Annotated in this window: 13 protein-coding genes and 1 pseudogene; 12 read left to right on the forward strand and 2 right to left on the reverse strand. The window is 69.5% G+C overall.

The features are described from left to right. Nucleotides 1-27: 27 nt before the first annotated feature. The 3 genes from ITI46_RS00525 to ITI46_RS00535 all read left to right on the forward strand — a co-directional run bounded on the left by ITI46_RS00525 (nucleotide 28) and on the right by ITI46_RS00535 (nucleotide 4,658). Nucleotides 28-651, forward strand: a complete 624-nt coding sequence (locus ITI46_RS00525) for a GNAT family N-acetyltransferase (RefSeq protein ID WP_209237179.1) — start codon at nucleotides 28-30, stop codon at nucleotides 649-651. A gap of 74 nt (nucleotides 652-725) precedes the next feature. Beyond that, nucleotides 726-2,540 carry an IucA/IucC family protein gene (locus ITI46_RS00530; RefSeq protein WP_372451820.1) on the forward strand — a complete coding sequence of 605 codons (1,815 nt, stop codon included), beginning with the start codon at nucleotides 726-728 and terminating at the stop codon, nucleotides 2,538-2,540. A gap of 135 nt (nucleotides 2,541-2,675) precedes the next feature. Continuing rightward, the gene (locus tag ITI46_RS00535) at nucleotides 2,676-4,658 is read left to right on the forward strand and encodes an ATP-dependent DNA helicase (RefSeq protein WP_209237097.1); all 1,983 of its coding nucleotides are present in this window, start codon (nucleotides 2,676-2,678) and stop codon (nucleotides 4,656-4,658) included. A 225-nt stretch (nucleotides 4,659-4,883) separates the two neighbouring features. Here the strand turns inward: ITI46_RS00535 and lexA are convergent, their stop codons facing one another. Beyond that, nucleotides 4,884-5,693 carry a transcriptional repressor LexA gene (lexA, locus tag ITI46_RS00540; RefSeq protein WP_209237098.1) on the reverse strand — a complete coding sequence of 270 codons (810 nt, stop codon included), beginning with the start codon at nucleotides 5,691-5,693 and terminating at the stop codon, nucleotides 4,884-4,886. A 732-nt stretch (nucleotides 5,694-6,425) separates the two neighbouring features. Between lexA and nrdR the strand changes: the two are divergent. From nrdR to ITI46_RS35670, 7 genes and pseudogenes are all read left to right on the forward strand, one after another. After that, a pseudogene (gene nrdR, locus ITI46_RS00545) lies at nucleotides 6,426-6,953 on the forward strand (transcriptional regulator NrdR); the annotation flags it as partial. Nucleotides 6,954-7,267: 314 nt separating this feature from the next. Further along, complete coding sequence (locus tag ITI46_RS00550; RefSeq protein WP_209237100.1) at nucleotides 7,268-10,198, forward strand: vitamin B12-dependent ribonucleotide reductase; 2,931 nt, start codon at nucleotides 7,268-7,270, stop codon at nucleotides 10,196-10,198. Nucleotides 10,199-10,509: 311 nt separating this feature from the next. Continuing rightward, nucleotides 10,510-11,118, forward strand: coding sequence for a YdbC family protein (locus ITI46_RS00555; protein ID WP_209237101.1), 609 nt, complete (start codon nucleotides 10,510-10,512; stop codon nucleotides 11,116-11,118). A gap of 15 nt (nucleotides 11,119-11,133) precedes the next feature. Beyond that, nucleotides 11,134-11,820, forward strand: coding sequence for a histidine phosphatase family protein (locus ITI46_RS00560; RefSeq protein WP_209237102.1), 687 nt, complete (start codon nucleotides 11,134-11,136; stop codon nucleotides 11,818-11,820). Nucleotides 11,821-11,987: 167 nt separating this feature from the next. Next, the gene (locus tag ITI46_RS00565) at nucleotides 11,988-13,055 is read left to right on the forward strand and encodes an ADP-ribosylglycohydrolase family protein (RefSeq protein ID WP_209237103.1); all 1,068 of its coding nucleotides are present in this window, start codon (nucleotides 11,988-11,990) and stop codon (nucleotides 13,053-13,055) included. Between the two features lie 176 nt (nucleotides 13,056-13,231). Further along, a complete protein-coding gene (gene rnhB, locus ITI46_RS00570; protein WP_209237104.1) occupies nucleotides 13,232-13,909 on the forward strand; it encodes a ribonuclease HII in 678 nt (225 codons plus the stop codon). 398 nt (nucleotides 13,910-14,307) lie between these two features. After that, nucleotides 14,308-14,643 carry a hypothetical protein gene (locus tag ITI46_RS35670; RefSeq protein WP_307808000.1) on the forward strand — a complete coding sequence of 112 codons (336 nt, stop codon included), beginning with the start codon at nucleotides 14,308-14,310 and terminating at the stop codon, nucleotides 14,641-14,643. 337 nt (nucleotides 14,644-14,980) lie between these two features. Here the strand turns inward: ITI46_RS35670 and ITI46_RS00580 are convergent, their stop codons facing one another. Then, nucleotides 14,981-17,173, reverse strand: coding sequence for a RecQ family ATP-dependent DNA helicase (locus ITI46_RS00580; protein WP_209237106.1), 2,193 nt, complete (start codon nucleotides 17,171-17,173; stop codon nucleotides 14,981-14,983). Between the two features lie 139 nt (nucleotides 17,174-17,312). Here ITI46_RS00580 and ITI46_RS00585 point away from each other — a divergent pair, with 139 nt between their 5' ends. Continuing rightward, nucleotides 17,313-18,539 carry a DUF4192 domain-containing protein gene (locus ITI46_RS00585; RefSeq protein WP_209237107.1) on the forward strand — a complete coding sequence of 409 codons (1,227 nt, stop codon included), beginning with the start codon at nucleotides 17,313-17,315 and terminating at the stop codon, nucleotides 18,537-18,539. A 96-nt stretch (nucleotides 18,540-18,635) separates the two neighbouring features. Further along, a complete protein-coding gene (locus ITI46_RS00590; protein ID WP_209237108.1) occupies nucleotides 18,636-19,391 on the forward strand; it encodes an NUDIX hydrolase in 756 nt (251 codons plus the stop codon). The last annotated feature ends 104 nt before the right edge of the window (nucleotides 19,392-19,495 follow it).

A 19,495-nucleotide genomic window follows, 5' to 3' on the forward strand; every position in this document is an offset into this window, starting at 1 on the left:
CGCCCACACCACCCCAACGCCCCTCACATCCCCCCTGTGCACCCTGTGCGCCCCTGCGCCGGCGCCACCGGAGCGCGCGCCGACGCGCTCGACGCTCCCGCGAACTGGCCCGCCGCGGCGACCGACGCCGGCCGGTTCCAGCTGGTCCCTGTCCGCCTCGCCCGCGATCTGCCGCTGATCTCCACATGGATGAACGACCCAGCAGTGGCGGCTTTCTGGGAGCTGGCCGGTCCCGAACGGGTCACCGAGGCCCATCTGCGCCCCCAGCTGGACGGCGACGGACGCAGCGTGCCCTGCCTCGGGCTGCTGGACGGTGAACCGATGAGCTACTGGGAGCTCTACCGCGCCGACCTCGACCCGCTCGCGCGGTACTGCCGCATCCAGCCGCACGACACCGGCCTGCACCTGCTCATCGGCGCGGCTGCGCACCGGGGGAGAGGGCTCGGCTCACTGCTGCTGCGTACGGTCGCCGACCTCGTACTGGATCAGCGTCCCCGCTGTGCGCGCGTACTGGCGGAGCCGGATGTGCGCAACGTCCCCTCCGTCGCCGCCTTCCTCGGCGCCGGCTTCCGGCTCGGCGCCGAGGTTCAGCTGCCCGGCAAGCGCGCGGCCCTGATGGTGCGCGACCGCGAGCTGCGCCACGAGCTCTGACCCGGTGGCCGCGTCCCGTGTGCTCCGCGGCCACCGCCACCTCAATCCACGCCTCCCCACAAGGAGCAACTCCCGTGTCCCGAAGCTCGTCCTCGTCCTCCTGCCATGATGTAGCCCCGCTAGCCGTCCCCGTGGGCATCGAGAGAGGGTCCGACCACTGGAACCGCGCGTCCCGGCGGCTGCTCGCCAAGATGCTCGCCGAGTTCTCCTACGAGGAGATCCTTCAGCCGCAGCCCGCCCCCGGTGCCGCTCCCCGGAGTTACGTCCTCCCCGTGGACGACGACCTCACCGTCCGGTTCCGGGCCCGCCGGGGAGCCTACGGCCACTGGAGCGTCGACACCGCCTCGCTGGAGCCCGGAGTGGACCCGCTGGCCTTCGTATCCCGCGCGCGGACACTGCTGGGGATGAGCGGTGAGACAGCGGGCCATTTCATCCGCGAGCTGACCGCCACCCTCACTGCCGACACTCAACTGCTGGCCTCCGAACTGCCCGTCGCCGACCTCGCTTCACTGGGCTACGCCGAGCTGGAGGGGCACATGACGGGCCACCCCTGGCTGGTCGCCAACAAGGGGCGGCTCGGTTTCTCCGGCGCCGACGCCGCACGCTGGGCGCCCGAGATCCGCACGGCACGCCCGCTGCCCTGGCTCGCAGTCCACCGGCGGTTGGCGACGTACCAGGGGGTGCCCAGGCTGGCCGACGCGGAGCGGCTGTACGCGCGCGAGCTGGGCGAGGAGACCATCGCCTCGTTCCATCAGGCGTTGCGGTCGCGCGGTGTGGCCCCTGAGGACTATTTCTGCATGCCGGTGCACCCCTGGCAGTGGGATGAGACGGTCGTGCCGCTGTTCGCCGCGCAGTTGGCCGCTCAAGAGATCCTTCCGCTGCCCAGCGACGGCGATCTGCGGCTGCCGCAGCAGTCCATCCGTACGTTCCTGAACACCAGCAGGCCCGACCGGCATACCGTCAAGCTGCCACTGGCCATCCTCAACACACTGGTGTGGCGCGGACTGCCGACCGACCGCACGCTGGCGGCGCCGTCCGTCACCGGCTGGGTGCAGCGACTGTGCGAGCAGGACGCGTTCCTCTCGGAGGAGTGCCGGGTGATCCTGCTGGGCGAGGTCGCCTCCGTGGCCGTCCCGCACCCGGTGTACGAGCCGCTCACCGAAGCGCCCTACCAGTACCGCGAACTCCTCGGCTGCATCTGGCGCGAACCCCTCACCCCCATGCTCGGCCCGGACGAGCGCGCCCGCACTCTCGCCTCCCTGATCCACACGGACGTGCACGGCAACTCCCTCACCGCCGAACTGGTGGCGCGCTCCGGCCTGGAGCCCAGGGTCTGGCTCAGGCACCTGTTCGCCTCGCTGCTCCCACCACTGCTGCACTTCCTCTACCGCTACGGCACAGTCTTCTCGCCGCACGGGGAGAACACCATCGTCGTCTTCGACCGGCAGGACGTACCGGTCCGGCTGGCCATCAAGGACTTCGTGGACGACGTCAACGTCAGCGCGGAGCCCGTGCCGGAGCTCGATGCCATGCCGGAGGATGTACGAGGCGTCCTGCTCAGCGAACCGCCCGCCTTCCTCACCCAGTTCATCCACTCCGCGCTCTTCGTCGGAGTCTTCCGCTACCTGGCCCCGCTGTGCGAGACGCAACTCGGCGTGGACGAGGACGACTTCTGGGCTCTCGTACGTGCCGAAATCGACCGCTACCACGAGCGCTTCCCCGGGCTGAAGTCCCGCTTCGAGACCTTCGACCTGCTGACCCCGCGCATTGAACGGCTCTGCCTCAACCGCAACCGGCTGCACACCGACGGCTACCGTGACCGGACCGAGCGCCCGCATGCCGCGGTCCACGGGACGGTGCGCAATCCGCTGTACTCAGGGCGGCACTGAAGACGGCAACCGTGAGTGTCCGTATGTGCACGGGGTGAACCGGCGCGTGCCGGTCCGTAGATGGCTGGAAGAAGCCGTTCGGGGTGGGAAGCAGCGGGGCGGAGTGTCAGTGGCGCCACGTAAGGTGTCGGGTCTATGAGCAAGCCCGCCGTCACCGAACTCCTCCAGGCCGCCGTCACCGCCGTCGCCGGCACGGAACGTCCAGGTCAGGCCGCCATGGCCGAGGCCGTCGCCGAGGCCGTCGAGACCGGCCGCCACCTCCTCGTGCAGGCGGGCACCGGCACCGGAAAGTCCCTCGGCTATCTGGTTCCCGCGCTCGCTCACGGCGAGCGGGTGGTGGTCGCCACCGCCACGCTCCCGCTCCAGCGCCAGCTCGTCGAGCGCGACCTGCCGCGCACCGTCGAGGCGCTGCATCCGCTGCTGCGCCGCCGCCCGGAGTTCGCCATCCTCAAGGGCCGGTCGAACTACCTGTGCCTGCACCGGCTGCATGAAGGGGTGCCGCAGGAAGAGGAGGAAGGGCTCTTCGACCCCTTCGAGAGCGCCGCCCCCACCTCCAAGCTCGGCACGGACCTGCTCCGGCTGCGCGACTGGTCCGATGAGACGGAGACGGGCGACCGCGACGACCTCAAGCCCGGCGTCTCCGACCGAGCCTGGGGCCAGGTCTCCGTCTCCTCCCGGGAGTGCCTGGGCGCCAGCAAGTGCGCATACGGCGCCGAGTGCTTCGCGGAGGCTGCCCGGGAGCGCGCCAAGCTCGCCGATGTGATCGTCACCAACCACGCGCTGCTGGCCATCGACGCCATCGAGGGCGCCCCCGTGCTCCCCGGCCACGAGGTGCTGATCGTCGACGAGGCGCACGAACTCGTCTCCCGCGTCACCGGCGTCGCCACGGGCGAGCTCACCCCCGGCAGCGTCAACCGCGCGGTGCGCCGTGTCACCAAATTGGTGGACGAAAAATCAGCCGATCAGCTCCAGACCGCTTCGGAAACCTTCGAGCGGCTGATGGAGCTCGCCCTGCCGGGCCGGCTGGAGACTCTTCCGGAGGACTTGGAGTACGCCCTGATGGCGCTGCGCGACGCCGGTCGCACCTGTCTGAGCGCGCTGGGCAACACACGGGACAAGTCCGTGCAGGACGAGGACGCGGTCCGCAAGCAGGCCAAAGCATCGATCGAGAACGTCCACGACGTCGCCGAACGCGTCCTCCACTGCTCCGAGTTCGACGTCATCTGGTACGAGCGGCACGAGCGCTACGGCGCCTCACTGCGGGTCGCTCCGCTGTCCGTGTCCGGCCTGCTGCGCGAGAAGCTCTTCACCGACCGCTCCGTCATCCTCACCTCGGCCACCCTCAAGCTGGGCGGCGACTTCAACGGGGTCGGAGCCTCGCTCGGCCTCGCACCCGAGGGGATCGGGGGCGACAGGGAGGGCGAGGAGACCGAGACGCCGCCCTGGAGGGGGCTGGACGTCGGCTCTCCGTTCGACTACCGCAAGCAGGGCATCCTCTACGTCGCCAAGCATCTGACGCCCCCGGGCCGAGAGGCCCAGCGCGGCGACATGCTGGACGAACTCGCGGAGCTGGTGGAGGCGGCCGGCGGCCGGACGCTGGGCCTCTTCTCCTCCATGCGGGGCGCGCGGGCCGCCGCCGAGGAACTGCGCGGCAGGCTGGGACTGCCGATCCTGCTCCAGGGCGAGGAGACGCTGGGAGAGCTCATCCGGCGGTTCGCGGACGACGCGGAGACCTGTCTGTTCGGCACGCTGTCGCTGTGGCAGGGCGTCGATGTGCCGGGCCCCAACTGCCAGCTGGTGGTGATGGACAGGGTGCCGTTCCCGCGGCCCGACGATCCGCTGATGAGCGCCCGGCAGAAGGCGGTCGAGGAGACGGGGGGCAACGGTTTCATGGCGGTGGCGGCCACCCACGCCGCGCTGCTGATGGCCCAGGGCGCGGGCCGGCTCGTACGGGCGACGGGGGACCGCGGCGTGGTCGCCGTCCTGGACCCGCGCCTGGAGCGGGCCCGCTACGGCGGCTTTCTGCGGGCCTCCATGCCGGACTTCTGGTACACGACGGACCCCAACCAGGTCCGCCGCTCCCTCGCCGCCATCGACGAGGCGGCCAAGCAGGCCTAGCAGGTCGGCGGGTCCGGCCGGGGGATGGGGGTTCGGGCGTGCCAAGCGCGCCAGGCGCCGGGGAACGGCAGCGGCCCTCGAACGGCTCTTCGTGTCACGGGCCGCCGGTTCCGGTGCGCACGACGGCGGGCCGCCGGTTCCGGTGCGGAGGGAACCAGCGGCCCGTGAGCCTTCAGCCCGCGTACGGGCTGCCCAGCTTTGCCGGTGCAGAGAGAGGCGCGGGGCTCAGACCCTGCGCAGTACGGCGACGACCTTGCCGAGAATCGTCGCGTCGTCGCCCGGAATCGGCTGGTACGAGGAGTTGTGCGGCAGCAGCCATACGTGCCCGTCCTCGCGCTTGAAGCGCTTCACGGTGGCCTCGCCGTCAAGCATCGCCGCCACGATGTCCCCGTTCTCGGCGACGGGCTGGCGGCGCACGGTGACCCAGTCGCCGTCACAGATCGCGGCCTCGATCATCGAATCGCCGATGACCTTCAGGACGAACAGCTCGCCGTCGCCGACCAGCTGGCGCGGCAGCGGGAAGACATCCTCGACCGACTCCTCGGCGAGGATGGGGCCGCCCGCCGCGATCCGGCCGACCAGCGGAACGTAGGAGGCCGACGGCTTTCCCGCGGTGTCGGCTGCGGCCTGGGCGCTGCTGGGGGTGTCCGAGCCGCGTACCTCGTAGGCGCGGGGACGGTGCGGGTCCCGGCGGAGGAAGCCCTTCCGCTCGAGGGCCATCAGCTGGTGTGCCACCGAGGAGGTGCTGGAGAGCCCCACTGCCTGGCCGATCTCCCGCATGGACGGCGGGTACCCGCGCCGCTGGACCGAATCGCGGATCACCTCGATCACCCGGCGCTGCCGATCGGTGAGCCCCGAACTGTCGGCGCGGATGCCTGGAGGTCGGCCGGGCAGCGATCGCTTCGCCTGTTGGCCTTCCTGAATCTCTGCGTTCATGGCGCCATTCGCGGGCTGAATTTCGTCAATTGGCTGAGCCGCTGTCGGAGCTGTGCGGTTCTGGGAGGTGATGGTGGCGCTGTCTGCGGTCGTGGTCACGTCGTCGGCCCCTCTCGAGAAGTTCTCCCTAGCTGGACAACGGTAGTTGCTTTCGAAAGGTTGCGCCAAACACACGTTCGAGTGAAAATCCGCAGTTCGCCTGACTTCTGCGGCTCAGCAGGTGTATAGGCCGCGCCGTCTCTCTCGCCGGGCGTGGCGGGTCCTTTCGGAATGTGATGACGCCGCGTATGCCGTGTGCCTCTGTCATGTGCCGCAGGTGCATCACGCAAACCTCGCGTGCGTCGTCCGTCGTGTGATTCCCGCCTGGCCGTGCTGCGTTCGCGCTGCCGTCGTGGGGGTTTCCGCGCTCTGTTTCCCGTTGCCGCCCGTTGCTGTCCGTAATTACTTATGTTGTCGAACTTTCATCCCGCCGCGTCGCCGCTTCGGGTCGGCGCCGCGCCGCTGTCTTTGCGTTCGCCACACTGCACGCAGCGGGCCGCCGCTGTTCCGCACAGTCTGGCAGGCGTCCCCCGGCGGCGTCCCGTCGCCCTGCTTCGCGTAGGCTCGTGGGCCGCGCCGGGGGGCGACACGCGTGACGGCTGACTTGACCGTCGGCTACCAGATCTAGTGGTTTGATGAGCGCACGCCACCAGAAGTTGTGTCCCCGAGTGCTCACGCCGGAGAGACTTCGCCTATGCTGGTGGCCCGTCGAGGGGCCCCTGTGACGGGGGTGCCGCGGCGTGATCTGTCATGCACGGTGAGGGCCCTGTGGGTCCTGGGAGGGTGGAAACGATGCACTGCCCCTTCTGCCGGCACCCCGACAGCCGCGTGGTCGACAGCCGTACGGCCGACGACGGAGCGGCCATCCGGCGGCGGCGCCAGTGTCCTCACTGCTCCCGCCGCTTCACGACCGTGGAAAATGCGTCACTCACTGTGATCAAGCGGAGCGGTGTCACCGAGCCCTTCAGCCGGGACAAGGTGATCGCCGGAGTCCGCAAGGCGTGCCAGGGGCGCCCCGTCACCGAGGACGCCCTCGCCCAGCTCGGGCAGCGAGTCGAGGAAGCCGTCCGGGCCACCGGGAGCGCGGAGTTGTCCACACACGACGTCGGACTGGCCATACTCGGCCCGCTCCAGGACCTCGACCTGGTCGCCTATCTGCGGTTCGCCTCGGTCTACAAGGCGTTCGAGTCGCTGGAGGACTTCGAGGCGGCCATAGCCGAACTGCGCGAAGCGCATCCACGTAACTCCGGCCCTGGAGCGCGGGACGGCGAAACCGCCGGAGGCCAGGAGGAGACCAGCGCCCGGGAGGGGGCCGGCCGGACCGGGAGGGGCCGGACGGCCGGGGCAGACGCGCAGGCGCCGTCCGGGGTGGCCTCGCCCGCGGGCGGTGCCGGAGCCCGGGCGGAGGGCTCGCCGGACGGACCAAGCCGTGGGGCCGACGAAGCTCCCGCGGCCGCTGCCGCCGACTGAGCGGCGACCGGCCCCGCTGTGCGGGGCCCACAGGCCGGGGTACGGCCTCGGCGCACACAGAGACCTGGCCTGGACACGCACCGTGTCCGGGTCACCAGACAGGCACAGTTCTCGGGGAAGAACCGGGGCACGTTGGGGCGTTATGTCCCACACAGGGAGGCGGAATGACAGAGACGACGAGCGGCCCGGCACGCGGCTCCCGCGCAAAGGGCAGCAAGGCGAACAACGGACTGCGCATCGAGCGCATTCACACGACCCCCGGAGTGCACCCGTACGACGAGGTGAACTGGGAGCGCCGCGACGTCGTCATGACCAACTGGCGCGACGGCTCGATCAACTTCGAGCAGCGTGGCGTCGAATTCCCCGACTTCTGGTCGGTGAACGCGGTCAATATCGTCACGAGCAAGTACTTCCGCGGAGCCGTGGGAACGCCGCAGCGGGAGAACAGCCTCAAGCAGCTGATCGACCGGGTGGTGAAGACCTACCGGGCCGCTGGTGAGAAGAACGGGTACTTCGCCTCCCCCGAGGACGCCGAGATCTTCGAGCACGAGCTCGCCTACGCCGTGCTGCACCAGATCTTCGCCTTCAACTCCCCGGTGTGGTTCAACGTCGGAACCAAGCAGCCCCAGCAGGTCAGCGCCTGCTTCATCCTGTCCGTCGACGACTCCATGGAGTCGATCCTCGACTGGTACAAGGAAGAGGGAATGATCTTCAAGGGCGGCTCCGGCGCCGGCCTGAACCTCTCCCGTATCCGCTCCTCCAAGGAACTCCTCTCCTCGGGCGGCAACGCCTCGGGCCCCGTCTCCTTCATGCGCGGTGCGGACGCCTCCGCCGGCACCATCAAGTCGGGCGGTGCGACTCGCCGCGCCGCCAAGATGGTCGTCCTGGACGTCGACCACCCGGACGTCGAGGCGTTCATCGACACCAAGGTCAAGGAGGAGGAGAAGATCCGCGCCCTGCGGGACGCGGGCTTCGACATGGACCTGGGCGGCGAGGACATCGCTTCCGTCCAGTACCAGAACGCAAACAACTCCGTGCGCGTGAACGACGAGTTCATGAAGGCCGTCGAGTCCGGCTCGAAGTTCGCGCTGCGCGCCCGGATGACCGGCGAGGTCGTCGAGGAGGTGGACGCCAGGAAGCTCTTCCGCAAGATGGCCGAGGCCGCCCACGTCTGTGCCGACCCCGGTATCCAGTACGACGACATCATCAACCACTGGCACACCTCGCCGGAGACGGGCCGTATCACCGCCTCCAACCCGTGCAGTGAGTACATGCACCTGGACAACTCCTCGTGCAACCTGGCGTCGCTCAACCTCATGAAGTTCCTGCGCGACGACGACAAGGGCAACCAGTCCTTCGACGCGGAGCGCTTCGCCAAGGTGACCGAGCTGGTCATCACGGCGATGGACATCTCCATCTGCTTCGCCGACTTCCCGACCGAGAAGATCGGCGAGACCACTCGTGCCTTCCGGCAGCTGGGCATCGGCTACGCCAACCTCGGCGCCCTGCTGATGGCCACCGGCCACGCCTACGACAGCGACGGCGGCCGCGCCCTGGCCGGTGCCATCACCTCCCTGATGACCGGCACCTCCTACAAGCGCTCGGCCGAACTCGCCGCCGTGGTGGGCCCCTACGACGGGTACGCCCGCAACGCCGAGGCGCACCGCCGGGTCATGAAGCAGCACAGCGACGCCAACGACGCCGCCACCCGGATGGATGACCTGGACACCCCGGTGTGGGCAGCCGCGACCGAGGCGTGGCAGGACGTGCAGCGGCTCGGTAAGAAGAACGGTTTCCGCAATGCGCAGGCGTCGGTGCTGGCGCCGACCGGCACCATCGGCCTGATGATGGACTGCGACACCACCGGCGTCGAGCCCGACCTGGCCCTGGTCAAGTTCAAGAAGCTGGTCGGCGGCGGCTCCATGCAGATCGTGAACAACACGGTCCCCAAGGCCCTCAAGCGCCTCGGCTACCAGCCCGAGCAGGTCGAGGCGATCGTCGAGCACATCGCCGAGCACGGCAACGTCGTGAACGCTCCCGGCCTCAAGCCCGAGCACTACGAGGTCTTCGACTGCGCCATGGGTGAGCGCTCCATCTCCCCGATGGGCCACGTCCGGATGATGGCGGCAGCCCAGCCGTTCCTGTCCGGCGCCATCTCCAAGACGGTCAACATGCCGGCGAGCAGCACCGTCGAGGACGTCGAGGAGATCTACCTCCAGGGCTGGAAGCTCGGCACCAAGGCGCTGGCCGTCTACGTCGAGAACAGCAAGGTCGGCCAGCCGCTGTCGGCCAAGGCCAAGGAGGAGAAGAAGGCGGAGGCGCCCGAGCCGGAGAAGGTCGTCGAGTACCGCCCGGTCCGCCGCCGGCTGCCCAAGGGCCGTCCCGGCATCACCACTTCCTTCACGGTGGGCGGCGCCGAGGGCTACATGACGGCCAACTCCTACCCGGACGACGGTCTCGGTGAGGTCTTCCTCAAGATGTCCAAGCAGGGCTCCACCCTCGCGGGCATGATGGACGCCTTCTCCATCGCCGTCTCGGTCGGCCTCCAGTACGGCGTTCCCCTGGAGACCTACGTCTCGAAGTTCACCAACATGCGCTTCGAGCCGGCCGGGATGACGGACGACACGGACGTGCGGATGGCTCAGTCGATCGTCGACTACATCTTCCGCCGCCTGGCGCTGGACTTCCTCCCCTTCGAGACCCGTTCGGCGCTCGGAATCCACTCGGCGGCCGAGCGGCAGCGCCACCTGGAGACGGGCTCCTACGAGGCGACGGAGGAGGAGTTCGACGCCGACGCCCTGGCACAGTCGGCCCCCAAGGCCGAGCAGGCGGGCCAGTCGGGGCAGGCGGGCCAGTCGGCTGTGTCGGCTTCGAAGGAGGAGGCCAAGGACGCCAAGGACGCGCAGCGTACGGCCGCCGAACCCGAGGCCGCGACGCCCGCGCCGAGGGAGGCCCACAACTCCACGGAGCTGCTGGAGATGCAGCTCGGCCTCAACGCCGATGCCCCCCTGTGCTTCTCCTGTGGCACCAAGATGCGCCGCGCCGGAAGCTGCTACCTGTGCGAGGGCTGCGGCTCGACCAGCGGTTGCAGCTGACGGCCGCGCTGACGGCAGCTCTTGGCCTCCCGGCCGGCAGCCCTTGCTGAGGGCGACGGCTGACGGCGGACGGCTGAGGGGCGCCGGGGGCCCGTATCGCTGACCGGGGCGGGGACCGACCGAGGGTCGGTTCCCGCCCCGCAGCATGTCCTGGCGGAGGTGCGAGCGGCGCCAGCCTGAGTCGGGGCGAGAGCGGGGGAGGCGCATCGGGAGCTCGCGAGGCGCACGGGGGAGCGGGGCACGTCAGTACGAGACGCGGGCTGCTCTCGTACCGGGCCGGGGGGTCGCTGAGATGGCCGTACGATAGCGCGGTGCTGGTCAAGTGGATGCGCTGCACCGTCGTCGACCGCCCGGGGTTCGCACGGGCACAGCGGAAATGGGCAGGGCTGCTCGGCGAGCCCGGTTTCCGGGGGCAGGGCGGGGGCTGGAGCCGGTCCCGCGAAGGAGTCGTCCACCTCTTCGGCTTCTGGGAGAGCCGCGCCTTCTACGACTCCTTCATGGCGCGCTCGCACGACCGGCTGCATGCCGCCCAGGTCGGAACATACAAGGACCTGCAGGTCAGGCTCTTCGAATACCGCTTCGATGTGAAGACCGGCTTCCGTCCCGTCTTCACGGACGCGGATCTGCTGCGCGTGGCCCACTGCCGGGTGCGGCCGGAGCGGATCGAGCACTACACGCTGATGCAGGAGAAGGTGTGGAACCCGGCGATGGCAGGGTCCCCCGGGATGCTGCGCGGCGTGTTCGCCCAGGCGAACACGGAGGACGAATTCCTCGTCCTCTCGATGTGGGACTCCGCCGCCGAATACGGAAAGTATCGAGTGGAGCGTGTGGAACGGCTGGCGCTACGAGCCCAGACCGGAGCCGACATCGCCCATGTCACCGGCGACGTGATCGATCTGGAGCCGTCCTGGACCGTCTGACCTAGGGTGGAGCTCATGGCACGTCCTCGCCGTATCGTCCTGCTCCGCCACGGAGAGTCGGAGGGAAACGCCGACGACAGCATCTACGAACGCGTGCCTGATCACGCTCTGCCACTGACCGAGCGCGGTCTGCGCCAGGCCGAGGAGGCTGGCAAGCGGCTCCGTGAACTCTTCGGCGAGGAGCGCATCTCCGCCTACGTCTCGCCCTATCGCCGCACCCGGGAGACCTTGGCCGCGCTGGGCATCGGCCCGGCCCAGATGCGGGTCCGTGAAGAGCCCCGACTGCGGGAACAGGACTGGGGCAACTGGCAGGACCGGGACGACGTACGGCAGCAGAAGAAGTACCGCGACGCCTACGGTCACTTCTTCTACCGGTTCGCCCAGGGGGAGTCGGGCGCCGACGTCTACGACCGTGTCGGCGCCTTCCTGGAGAGCCTGTGGCGCAGCTTCGAGGCGCCCGACAATCCACCGAACGTACTGCTGGTCACGCACGGGCTCACCATGCGGCTGTTCTGTATGCGCTGGTTCCACTGGACGGTGGAGGAGTTCGAATGCCTCTCCAACCCGCGCAACGGTGAGACCCGCGCCCTCCTGCTGGGCCCCGAAGGCCGCTACCACCTCGACCGCCCCTTCGAACGCTGGCAGGCCCCCCGGCCCTACGGAAGCCCCCGCCCCTCCGGGAGCCTCGGCTCCTCCGGGTGACCTGGCCCCCTGGGCGAGCCGGCCCCTCGGGAGGACCTGGCCCCTCGGGCGGTCTCGGCGTCTGGCCGGCCTGGTGACCTGGCCTCTCCGGGCCTGGCCCCGAGGAGAGCCCTGGTGGCTATGAAAGTCCTGGCAGCCACCGGAGTCGCCGCTAACATCGTCGGGACATGAGCGCTCGATTTCCCGCACCCAGCCACGGTGAGCGGATCTCTCACGCCCTCGCCAGCCTGCGCGGCCTGGCCGTGGGAGACGCCCTGGGCTCACAGTTCTTCGTCCCCGACAACCTTTCCGCCCTGCGCCGCCGCGAGCTGCCGCCCGGCCTGTGGAAGTGGACCGACGACACCGAGATGGCCGCCTCGGTGGTGGCCGTGCTCGCGGCGCACGGTCATGTCGACCAGGACGCGCTGGCCGCTTCCTTCGCCGAGCACCACGACTTCTTCCGCGGCTACGGCCCCGCGGTGAACCGGATGCTCCGCCTCATCCACCAGGAGGGCGGCGACTGGCGCGAGTTGGCCGCCGCCCTCTTCGACGGCCAAGGCTCCTGGGGCAACGGCGGCGCCATGCGAGTGGCCCCGCTCGGCGCATGGTTCGCCGACGACCCCGAGCGCGCCGCGGAGGAGGCCGAACGCTCCGCCACGGTCACTCATCGACACCCCGAAGCCGTCGCCGGAACCCGCGCGGTCGCCGCAGCCGCCGCCCTCGTCGCCGGCCAAGCCCAGGCCCGCCCCGAAACGCCGGGTCGGACGGGAGGGGGTGCGGACATCGGCACGGGTCAGGGCGCCGGGGAGGCCAGGCACGGGCCCGCCACGCCGAGCTCTCCGGCCGCACCGGCTATACCGCCCGCATCGGCTGTACCGACCACACCGCTCACCGCCGAGCGGCTGCTGGCCCGCGTCCAGGAGCTGGTCCCGCGCAGCGCCGTACAGGCGGGGCTGCGCCGTGCCGCCGACATGCTCGACTACGCCGACGTCGGCACGGTCGCAGCGGTCCTCGGCTGTGGCCGACGCACCAGCACGCAGGACACGGTGCCGTTCACCCTCTGGGCCGCTGCCCGGAATCTTGGCGACTTCCGCGCTGCGTTCTGGACCACTGCGAGCGCCGGCGGCGACGTGGACACGACCTGCGCCATCGTCGGCGGGATCGTGGCGGCGGGCGGACCCGCCTCGGCTCCGCCCGAGGAATGGCGCGACCGCACGGAGGGATTTCCCGGCTGGCTCCTCGACGCCGTGGGTTGAGCCCCTCAGAGCCGGAAGTCGAGAGAGTGCGCTCCATTTCGCGGACTCTCTGTCACCAATTCACCCCCATCCGCGATCACCTACGCCTTCTCGGGACTCTTTTCCTGTCTTCTTCACCGTCTTCGGCGGACTCCCCTGAACTCGCCGCCCCTACAGCGGATACGCTAGTTATTGCCATGCCGTACGAGTCTCCTACCCATCGCGTCGAGCGTTCGCTCCGCGCCACCACCGGCGCCAAGATTGTCGCCGGAGTGGATGAGGTCGGCCGTGGAGCCTGGGCGGGACCCGTGACGGTCTGCGCCGCGATCACGGGCCTGCGTCGTCCTCCCGTCGGCCTCACCGACTCCAAGCTCATCCCTGAGCCCCGCCGCAGCGAGCTCGCCGAAGTACTGACCAGTTGGGTCACCGCCTATTCCCTTGGTCACTCCACGCCGGAAGAGATCGACGAACACGGCATGACCATCGCCCTCCGGCTCGCCGCCGTCCGCGCCCTGGACGGCCTGCCCCAACGGCCCGACGCCGTGATCCTGGACGGCAAGCACGACTATCTCGGAGCGCCCTGGCGGGTGCGTACCGTCATCAAGGGCGATCAGTCGTGCGTTGCCGTCGCTGCCGCCTCCGTCATCGCCAAGGTGCGCCGCGACGCCCTGATGGCCGAACTCGCTCCCGAGCACGCCGAGTTCGGATTCGAGGACAACGCCGGATACCCCTCCCCGGTGCACAAGGCAGCCCTGGAAAAGATCGGCCCCACCCCGCATCACCGGCTGTCCTGGGCATATATGGATGCCCTGACCCGCTGGAAGCACCTCAAGCGCATCCGGAGCGAGCCCACAGAACAGATCGGCCTCTTCTGAACCGGATCGGTCGGACGACGCCGTCACGAAGTACCGGAACTCAGTCGCGGGAATACCCGCGTAACCCGTACCCGCTGACACGTCTGTTTCCGTCCTTTGATAGACAACACCTCATGCCTCTCACTCCCGAGGAGCCACAGATTTACGAGAGCGTCCCGGGCACCCGCGCATCAGCGGGAGCATCCCGAACTCCGCAGGCATCCCGCACCGCAGCCCCTATTCCCGGCCCCCGCCAGGCGCCGCGCCCAGCACCACCGCGCGGCGACAGCAAGGGCCCCAGCACTCCGGGCCGCCCAGGCGGGCCACGCCCGTCGAACCGGTCTGCTTCGGCCAAGCCGACCTCCTCCCCGGAGCCCACGGCCCGGATCCACCTCGTCTCCGCGACCGATGAGACCGCGGTGGAGGTTGCCGACGAGACCGTCGACAAGCTCCTCGACGAAGGCCGAGCACCCGGCGAGATCCTGCTGCTGACAACCGGTGACCAGCACCCGTGGGCAGAGCACGAACTCTCCTTCGGCGAGGACTCCTACTGGCGCCAACTCGCCGATGTCGAGGACGTCTTCTGTGCCCACGCCTCCGTCGTGGCCCGCACGGCACAGCGCCCCATCGTGCTGCTCGCCGTCAACGGTGGCACCGACCCGGAGGCTGCGGCAGCCCTGCCCGCGGCTCTGGAAAAGGCCACCGAGCAGCTGATTGTCTGCGGCGACCCTCAGCGCGTCCGCGCCCTGCTCTGATCCACGGCTCGCAGGCCGGCCGAGCGGAGCCCGGTGCGTCAGCCGGGTGCCTCAGGGCCGGCGCTCCGCGACAGCGTCGACCTCGGTGCGGCTCTGACCTCGACGTAACGCTGCTCGAAGGGCGAGGCGTGGGCGGAACGGCCGGTGCCGGCCTGCGCACCGACCGGACCGGGCACCCGGCACCGATTCCTTGAGCTGCACGCCGGGGACACTCCGTGAGCTGCGAGGCCGGCATTACCTCGTGCTCTGGGCTGCAAGGCTGTTGTGACTTGCAACGCTCGGCCGATGCTGGGCGATTTGGAGCCTCCTCGGCGGTCCGTCCAGGGATACCTCCCGGTCAGCCCTCGGTTGCGAGAACCAACGGCAGCACCTCCTTCGCCCCAGCCCGGCGGAGCATCCTTGCGGCTACCGCGAGCGTCCAGCCCGTGTCGGTGTAGTCGTCCACGAGCAGGACGGGGCCCTCAAGCGCGTTGAGGGACCCAGCCAGCTCCGGCGGGAGCTTCAGAGCCTCGTGGACAGCCCGCAGCCGCTGGGCTCCATTGCTGCGTGCCGCGTTCAGCATGCCGAACTCATCTGCGCATGTCAGTGCTCCGAGCAGTGGGATGCGGCCGATGCCGGCGATCCGTTCCGCGAAGGACCGCACCAGTTGCGGTCGAGTGCGGGACTCGATCGCCACGACGCCTGCCGGACGCCCGGATGCCTCTGGTGTCCCGGAGGCCCAGCCGCCAGGGCTCTTGGCCCAGTCCGAGAGAACGGTCACCGCACCGTGCAGTACGTCGTCCGGCACCGGCCCGTCTCCTCCTTGAGGGGACAGCAATGGACGCAGCCGGTTTCCCCAACCGATGTCGGACAGTCGTCCGAGAGCTCGCCCGGCCGATGCTTGCTGCTGCTCGGGGATCTTCCCCTTGAGGTCCAGGCCAACGACCTGCATACCGGTGGGCCACATCTTCCGGGGCTCGATCCGTACCCCGGGCCTGCGCAGCTCGCCGCGGGCCGCGACGACGAGGGACTCATCGACCTGTGGGCTGAATCTGCCCCCTGCGCAGTTGTCACACCGGCCGCAAGGTGCCGCCGCCTCGTCATCCAGTTCGCGCCGCAGATACTCCATCCGGCACTCGGTCGTCTCGGCGTAGCCGCGCATCGCGCGCTGCTCGGCCTTGCGCTGTCGTTCGACCCACTCGTACCGGCCGGCGTCGTAGTGCCACGGCTGGCCGGTGGCGAGCCAGCCGCCCTTGACCCGCTGCACGACCCCGTCCACATCGAGCACCTTGAGCATCATCTCCAGCCGGGAACGGCGCAGCTCAACCCGCGGCTCCAGAGCGGCAAGCGACATCGGACGGTCCGAACCCGCCAGCACATCGAGCGTGCGCCGCACCTGTTCCTCCGGAGGGAAGGTCAGGGAGGAGAAGTAGCGCCAGATCGCCTCATCCTCCTGGCCGGGCAGCAGCAGCACCTCCGCATGGTCCACCCCGCGGCCGGCCCGGCCGACCTGCTGGTAATAGGCGATGGGGGAGGCGGGAGAGCCGAGGTGGACGACGAAGCCGAGATCCGGCTTGTCGAAGCCCATGCCCAACGCCGATGTGGCCACGAGTGCTTTCACGCGGTTGGCGAGGAGGTCGGCCTCGGCGGCTTCTCGGTCCGCGTTCTCCGTCCTGCCCGTATAGGAGGCCACTTCGTGTCCGCACTGGCGAAGAAAGGCTGCCACCTCAGTGGCGGCTGCCACGGTGAGGGTGTAGATGATGCCCGAGCCAGGGAGGGATTTGAGGTGCTCTCCCAGCCACGCGAGACGGTGTGAAGCGTCGGGGAGACGTAGAACGCTCAGGCTCAGGCTCTCCCTGTCCAGGGATCCGCGCAGCACGAGCGCGGGAGCCGAGGCTGCTTGGCCGCCGCTGTCCGCTGCTGTGCCTCCGGTGCCGAGTTGGTCGGCCACGTCCGCTGTGACGCGGGCGTTGGCGGTGGCTGTGGTGGCGAGCACCGGGACTCCGGACGGCAGCTCTGCGAGCATGGTGCGCAGCCTCCGGTAGTCCGGGCGGAAGTCGTGGCCCCAGTCGGAAATGCAATGTGCTTCGTCCACGACGAGCAGGCCGGTGGAGGCGGTGAGGCTGGGCAGCACGTTATCCCGGAAGTCTGGGTTGTTGAGGCGCTCAGGACTGACGAGCAACACGTCGACCTGCCCGTCGGCCACCTCGGCTTCGATGGTTCGCCATTCCTCCGGGTTCGCGGAATTGATGGTGCGGGCCTGGACGCCGGCTCGCGCTGCCGCCTCCACCTGGTTCCGCATCAGCGCCAGCAACGGGGAGACGATCACCGTCGGCCCCGACCCGCGCTTGCGCAGAAGAGCGGTCGCAACGAAGTAGACGGCCGACTTGCCCCAGCCGGTGCGCTGCACGACCAGGGCCCTTCTCCGCTCCTCGACCAGCGCCTCGATGGCCCGCCACTGGTCGGCGCGCAGCCGGGCCGTTCCCCCGCGGTCACCGACGAGGTCGGCGAGCACCGAGTCGGCTTCTTGCCGCAGCTGTGTGTCACTCATGCGTCCATGCAACCCGATGTCGCCGACGTCCGAAGACACGGCCTGTGGAAAACCCAGAACTAATATGACAAACACAGGAGTGGGCTCGGCTGTGGATAACTCACGACCCCGAGTTTGCGATGTGCGCGACCGTCGAGCCATGACACAGCACGACCGCGAGCCTCGCGGCAACGAACCAACCCGTCCCTTCTCTCCGGACCCAACGGCCTCGCCGCAGGCGAGCGTCTCTCTGCGAGATCCCGCCGAACTCGCCGAGGCACTGCCCTACCTGCTCGGCTTCTATCCGGACGACTCCCTCGTCGTGGTGGCACTCCACGGCGAGCGCGGACGCTTCGGCGGGCGACTCAGGATCGGTATTCCCGACGCCGAGAGCAGCTGGGCAGCGTTTGCGCCACAGATCGCCGATTGTCTGGACACCAGTTCACAAGCCCGGGGCGCCCGACCCGACGGCGCCTTGATCTTCCTCTGCCAGGAGCCCGGCGAAGGCCGCACCGGCAGGGAAGTCATGGAGCGGCTTCGCCCTCTCGTGCAAGAGCTGCGACGCGCCTGCGGACATCTGGAGATGCCTGTATACGAGGCGCTGTGCCTCTCGGAAGGCAGGTATTACTCCTACGTCTGTCCCGATCCCCTCTGCTGTCCGCCTGAGGGCCTCCCCCTGGCAGAGGCAAGTACGTCGGCGATGGCCGTCGCGGCCGCATACGCCGGTGTGCCGATGCACGGTTCGTTGCGCGAGATGGAGAAGCGCCTTCTTCCGCTCGGGCCGCCGTTCGCCGAGGAACAGACTCGGGTTCTGGACGAAGTGAGTGCGGAGCTCATTCCCCGCATGCTGACCGCGGAAGGTCGGCAACGGGTACGGACCGAGACTCTGTCCCTCCTCGGCCGGCTCATGGAGCGCTTCCAGCAGCGCTCTCCCACGGCGGCGACACAGACGAGCCAGGACGCACACGACGACGGCTTGCTCAGCCATGACGAAGCGGCCTCGGCGATCCTCGGCCTCCAGGACCGCGACACCCGTGACAGGGCCGCCGAATGGATGGAGGGGGTGGAAGTGACCCCGGCCCTCCGGCTCTGGCGGGCACTGGCCCGGCGCTGTGCCGGCCCCTACACCGGACACGCCGCGGCGCTGCTCACGCTGGCCGGCTGGGTCGCCTGGTCGGGAGGTGACATTCCGACAGCCCGGGTCGCACTCGGTCTCGCGCTCCGAGCCGACCCGGACTATCTCTTCGCCCAACTCCTGCACCACGCCTGCAACGAAGGGCTGGACCCCAAGGAGGTGCGTCGTTGTCTGAGGGGCGAACCGGGAGCGAGGCCGAGCGGAGAAGGGGTGGAGCAGCAGGGCGAAGTGGAGGGCGAGACCACCTTGTGAGCACTCGCAGGACTCGCCGCGGCCGGGGAGGAATGAGGTGCGAGCGGCACCGCGGAACGGACTGTTTATCGTCAAGGAGACGACTATGATCACGCCATGCCCTATGACCCGTCGGCCTTCCCGCCTTTCGCCGTCACCGTCGACCTCGTGGTGCTCACCGTGCGCAAAGATGCGCTCTATGCCCTGGTCGTACGCCGCGGGGAGCCCCCGTATCAGGGCCGGTGGGCGCTCCCGGGCGGCTTCGTCCGAGGGGACGAGGGTCTGGAGGCGGCGGCAGCGCGTGAGCTCACCGAGGAGACCGGACTGCGGTCCCAGGCCCTGGAGGACCAGGACGCCGGTGCACACCTCGAGCAGCTCGCCACCTACGGCGCACCTCAGCGCGATCCCCGAATGCGGGTGGTCAGCGTCGCATACCTCGTCCTCGCGCCGGATCTGCCCTCGCCCATCGCGGGCGGTGACGCGCGCAGCGCGCGATGGGCGCCGACGGACACACTTCTCGGCGCGGGGGACGGAGGCGGGTGGGAGGCCGAGCAGCAGGTGCCGCTCGCGTTTGACCACGACGAGATCCTGCGGGACGGGGTGGAGCGGGCCCGATCCAAGATCGAGTACTCCTCGCTCGCCACAGCTTTCTGCCCGCCTGAATTCACGGTGGGGGAGCTGCGCCGGGTCTATGAAGCCGTGTGGGGCGTGGCGCTCGATCCGCGCAACTTCCACCGCAAGGTGACGGGTACGCCCGGGTTCCTGGTGCCGACCGGCGGGACGACGACCCGTCAGGGCGGTCGGCCGGCACAGTTGTTCCGTGCTGGTGGGGCCACGCTGCTCAACCCGCCCATGCTCCGTCCGGAGGTCTGAGGCCGGAAGGCAGCCGACGTCTTGCTTCCGCAGTAGGGCTGGCCGAGCTGTTACCCGGAAAGTCGGAAATGTCGCGTTATCTTGCAGTGGTGCGTCCGCCACGC

Origin of the sequence: Streptomyces oryzae (assembly GCF_017676365.1) — a bacterium.
In the GTDB taxonomy this organism is placed as follows: Bacteria; Actinomycetota; Actinomycetes; order Streptomycetales; family Streptomycetaceae; genus Streptomyces; species Streptomyces oryzae.

Excerpts from the sequence above, each read along its gene's own strand:
- ITI46_RS00535 (WP_209237097.1), top strand. The coding sequence starts at position 2,676 with ATGAGCAAGCCCGCCGTCACCGAACTCCTCCAGGCCGCCGTCACCGCC.
- ITI46_RS00585 (WP_209237107.1), top strand. The coding sequence starts at position 17,313 with ATGACACAGCACGACCGCGAGCCTCGCGGCAACGAACCAACCCGTCCC.
- ITI46_RS00565 (WP_209237103.1), top strand. The coding sequence starts at position 11,988 with ATGAGCGCTCGATTTCCCGCACCCAGCCACGGTGAGCGGATCTCTCAC.
- ITI46_RS00590 (WP_209237108.1), top strand. The coding sequence starts at position 18,636 with ATGCCCTATGACCCGTCGGCCTTCCCGCCTTTCGCCGTCACCGTCGAC.
- ITI46_RS00560 (WP_209237102.1), top strand. The coding sequence starts at position 11,134 with ATGGCACGTCCTCGCCGTATCGTCCTGCTCCGCCACGGAGAGTCGGAG.
- ITI46_RS00580 (WP_209237106.1), bottom strand. The coding sequence starts at position 17,173 with ATGAGTGACACACAGCTGCGGCAAGAAGCCGACTCGGTGCTCGCCGAC.
- rnhB (WP_209237104.1), top strand. The coding sequence starts at position 13,232 with ATGCCGTACGAGTCTCCTACCCATCGCGTCGAGCGTTCGCTCCGCGCC.
- ITI46_RS00550 (WP_209237100.1), top strand. The coding sequence starts at position 7,268 with ATGACAGAGACGACGAGCGGCCCGGCACGCGGCTCCCGCGCAAAGGGC.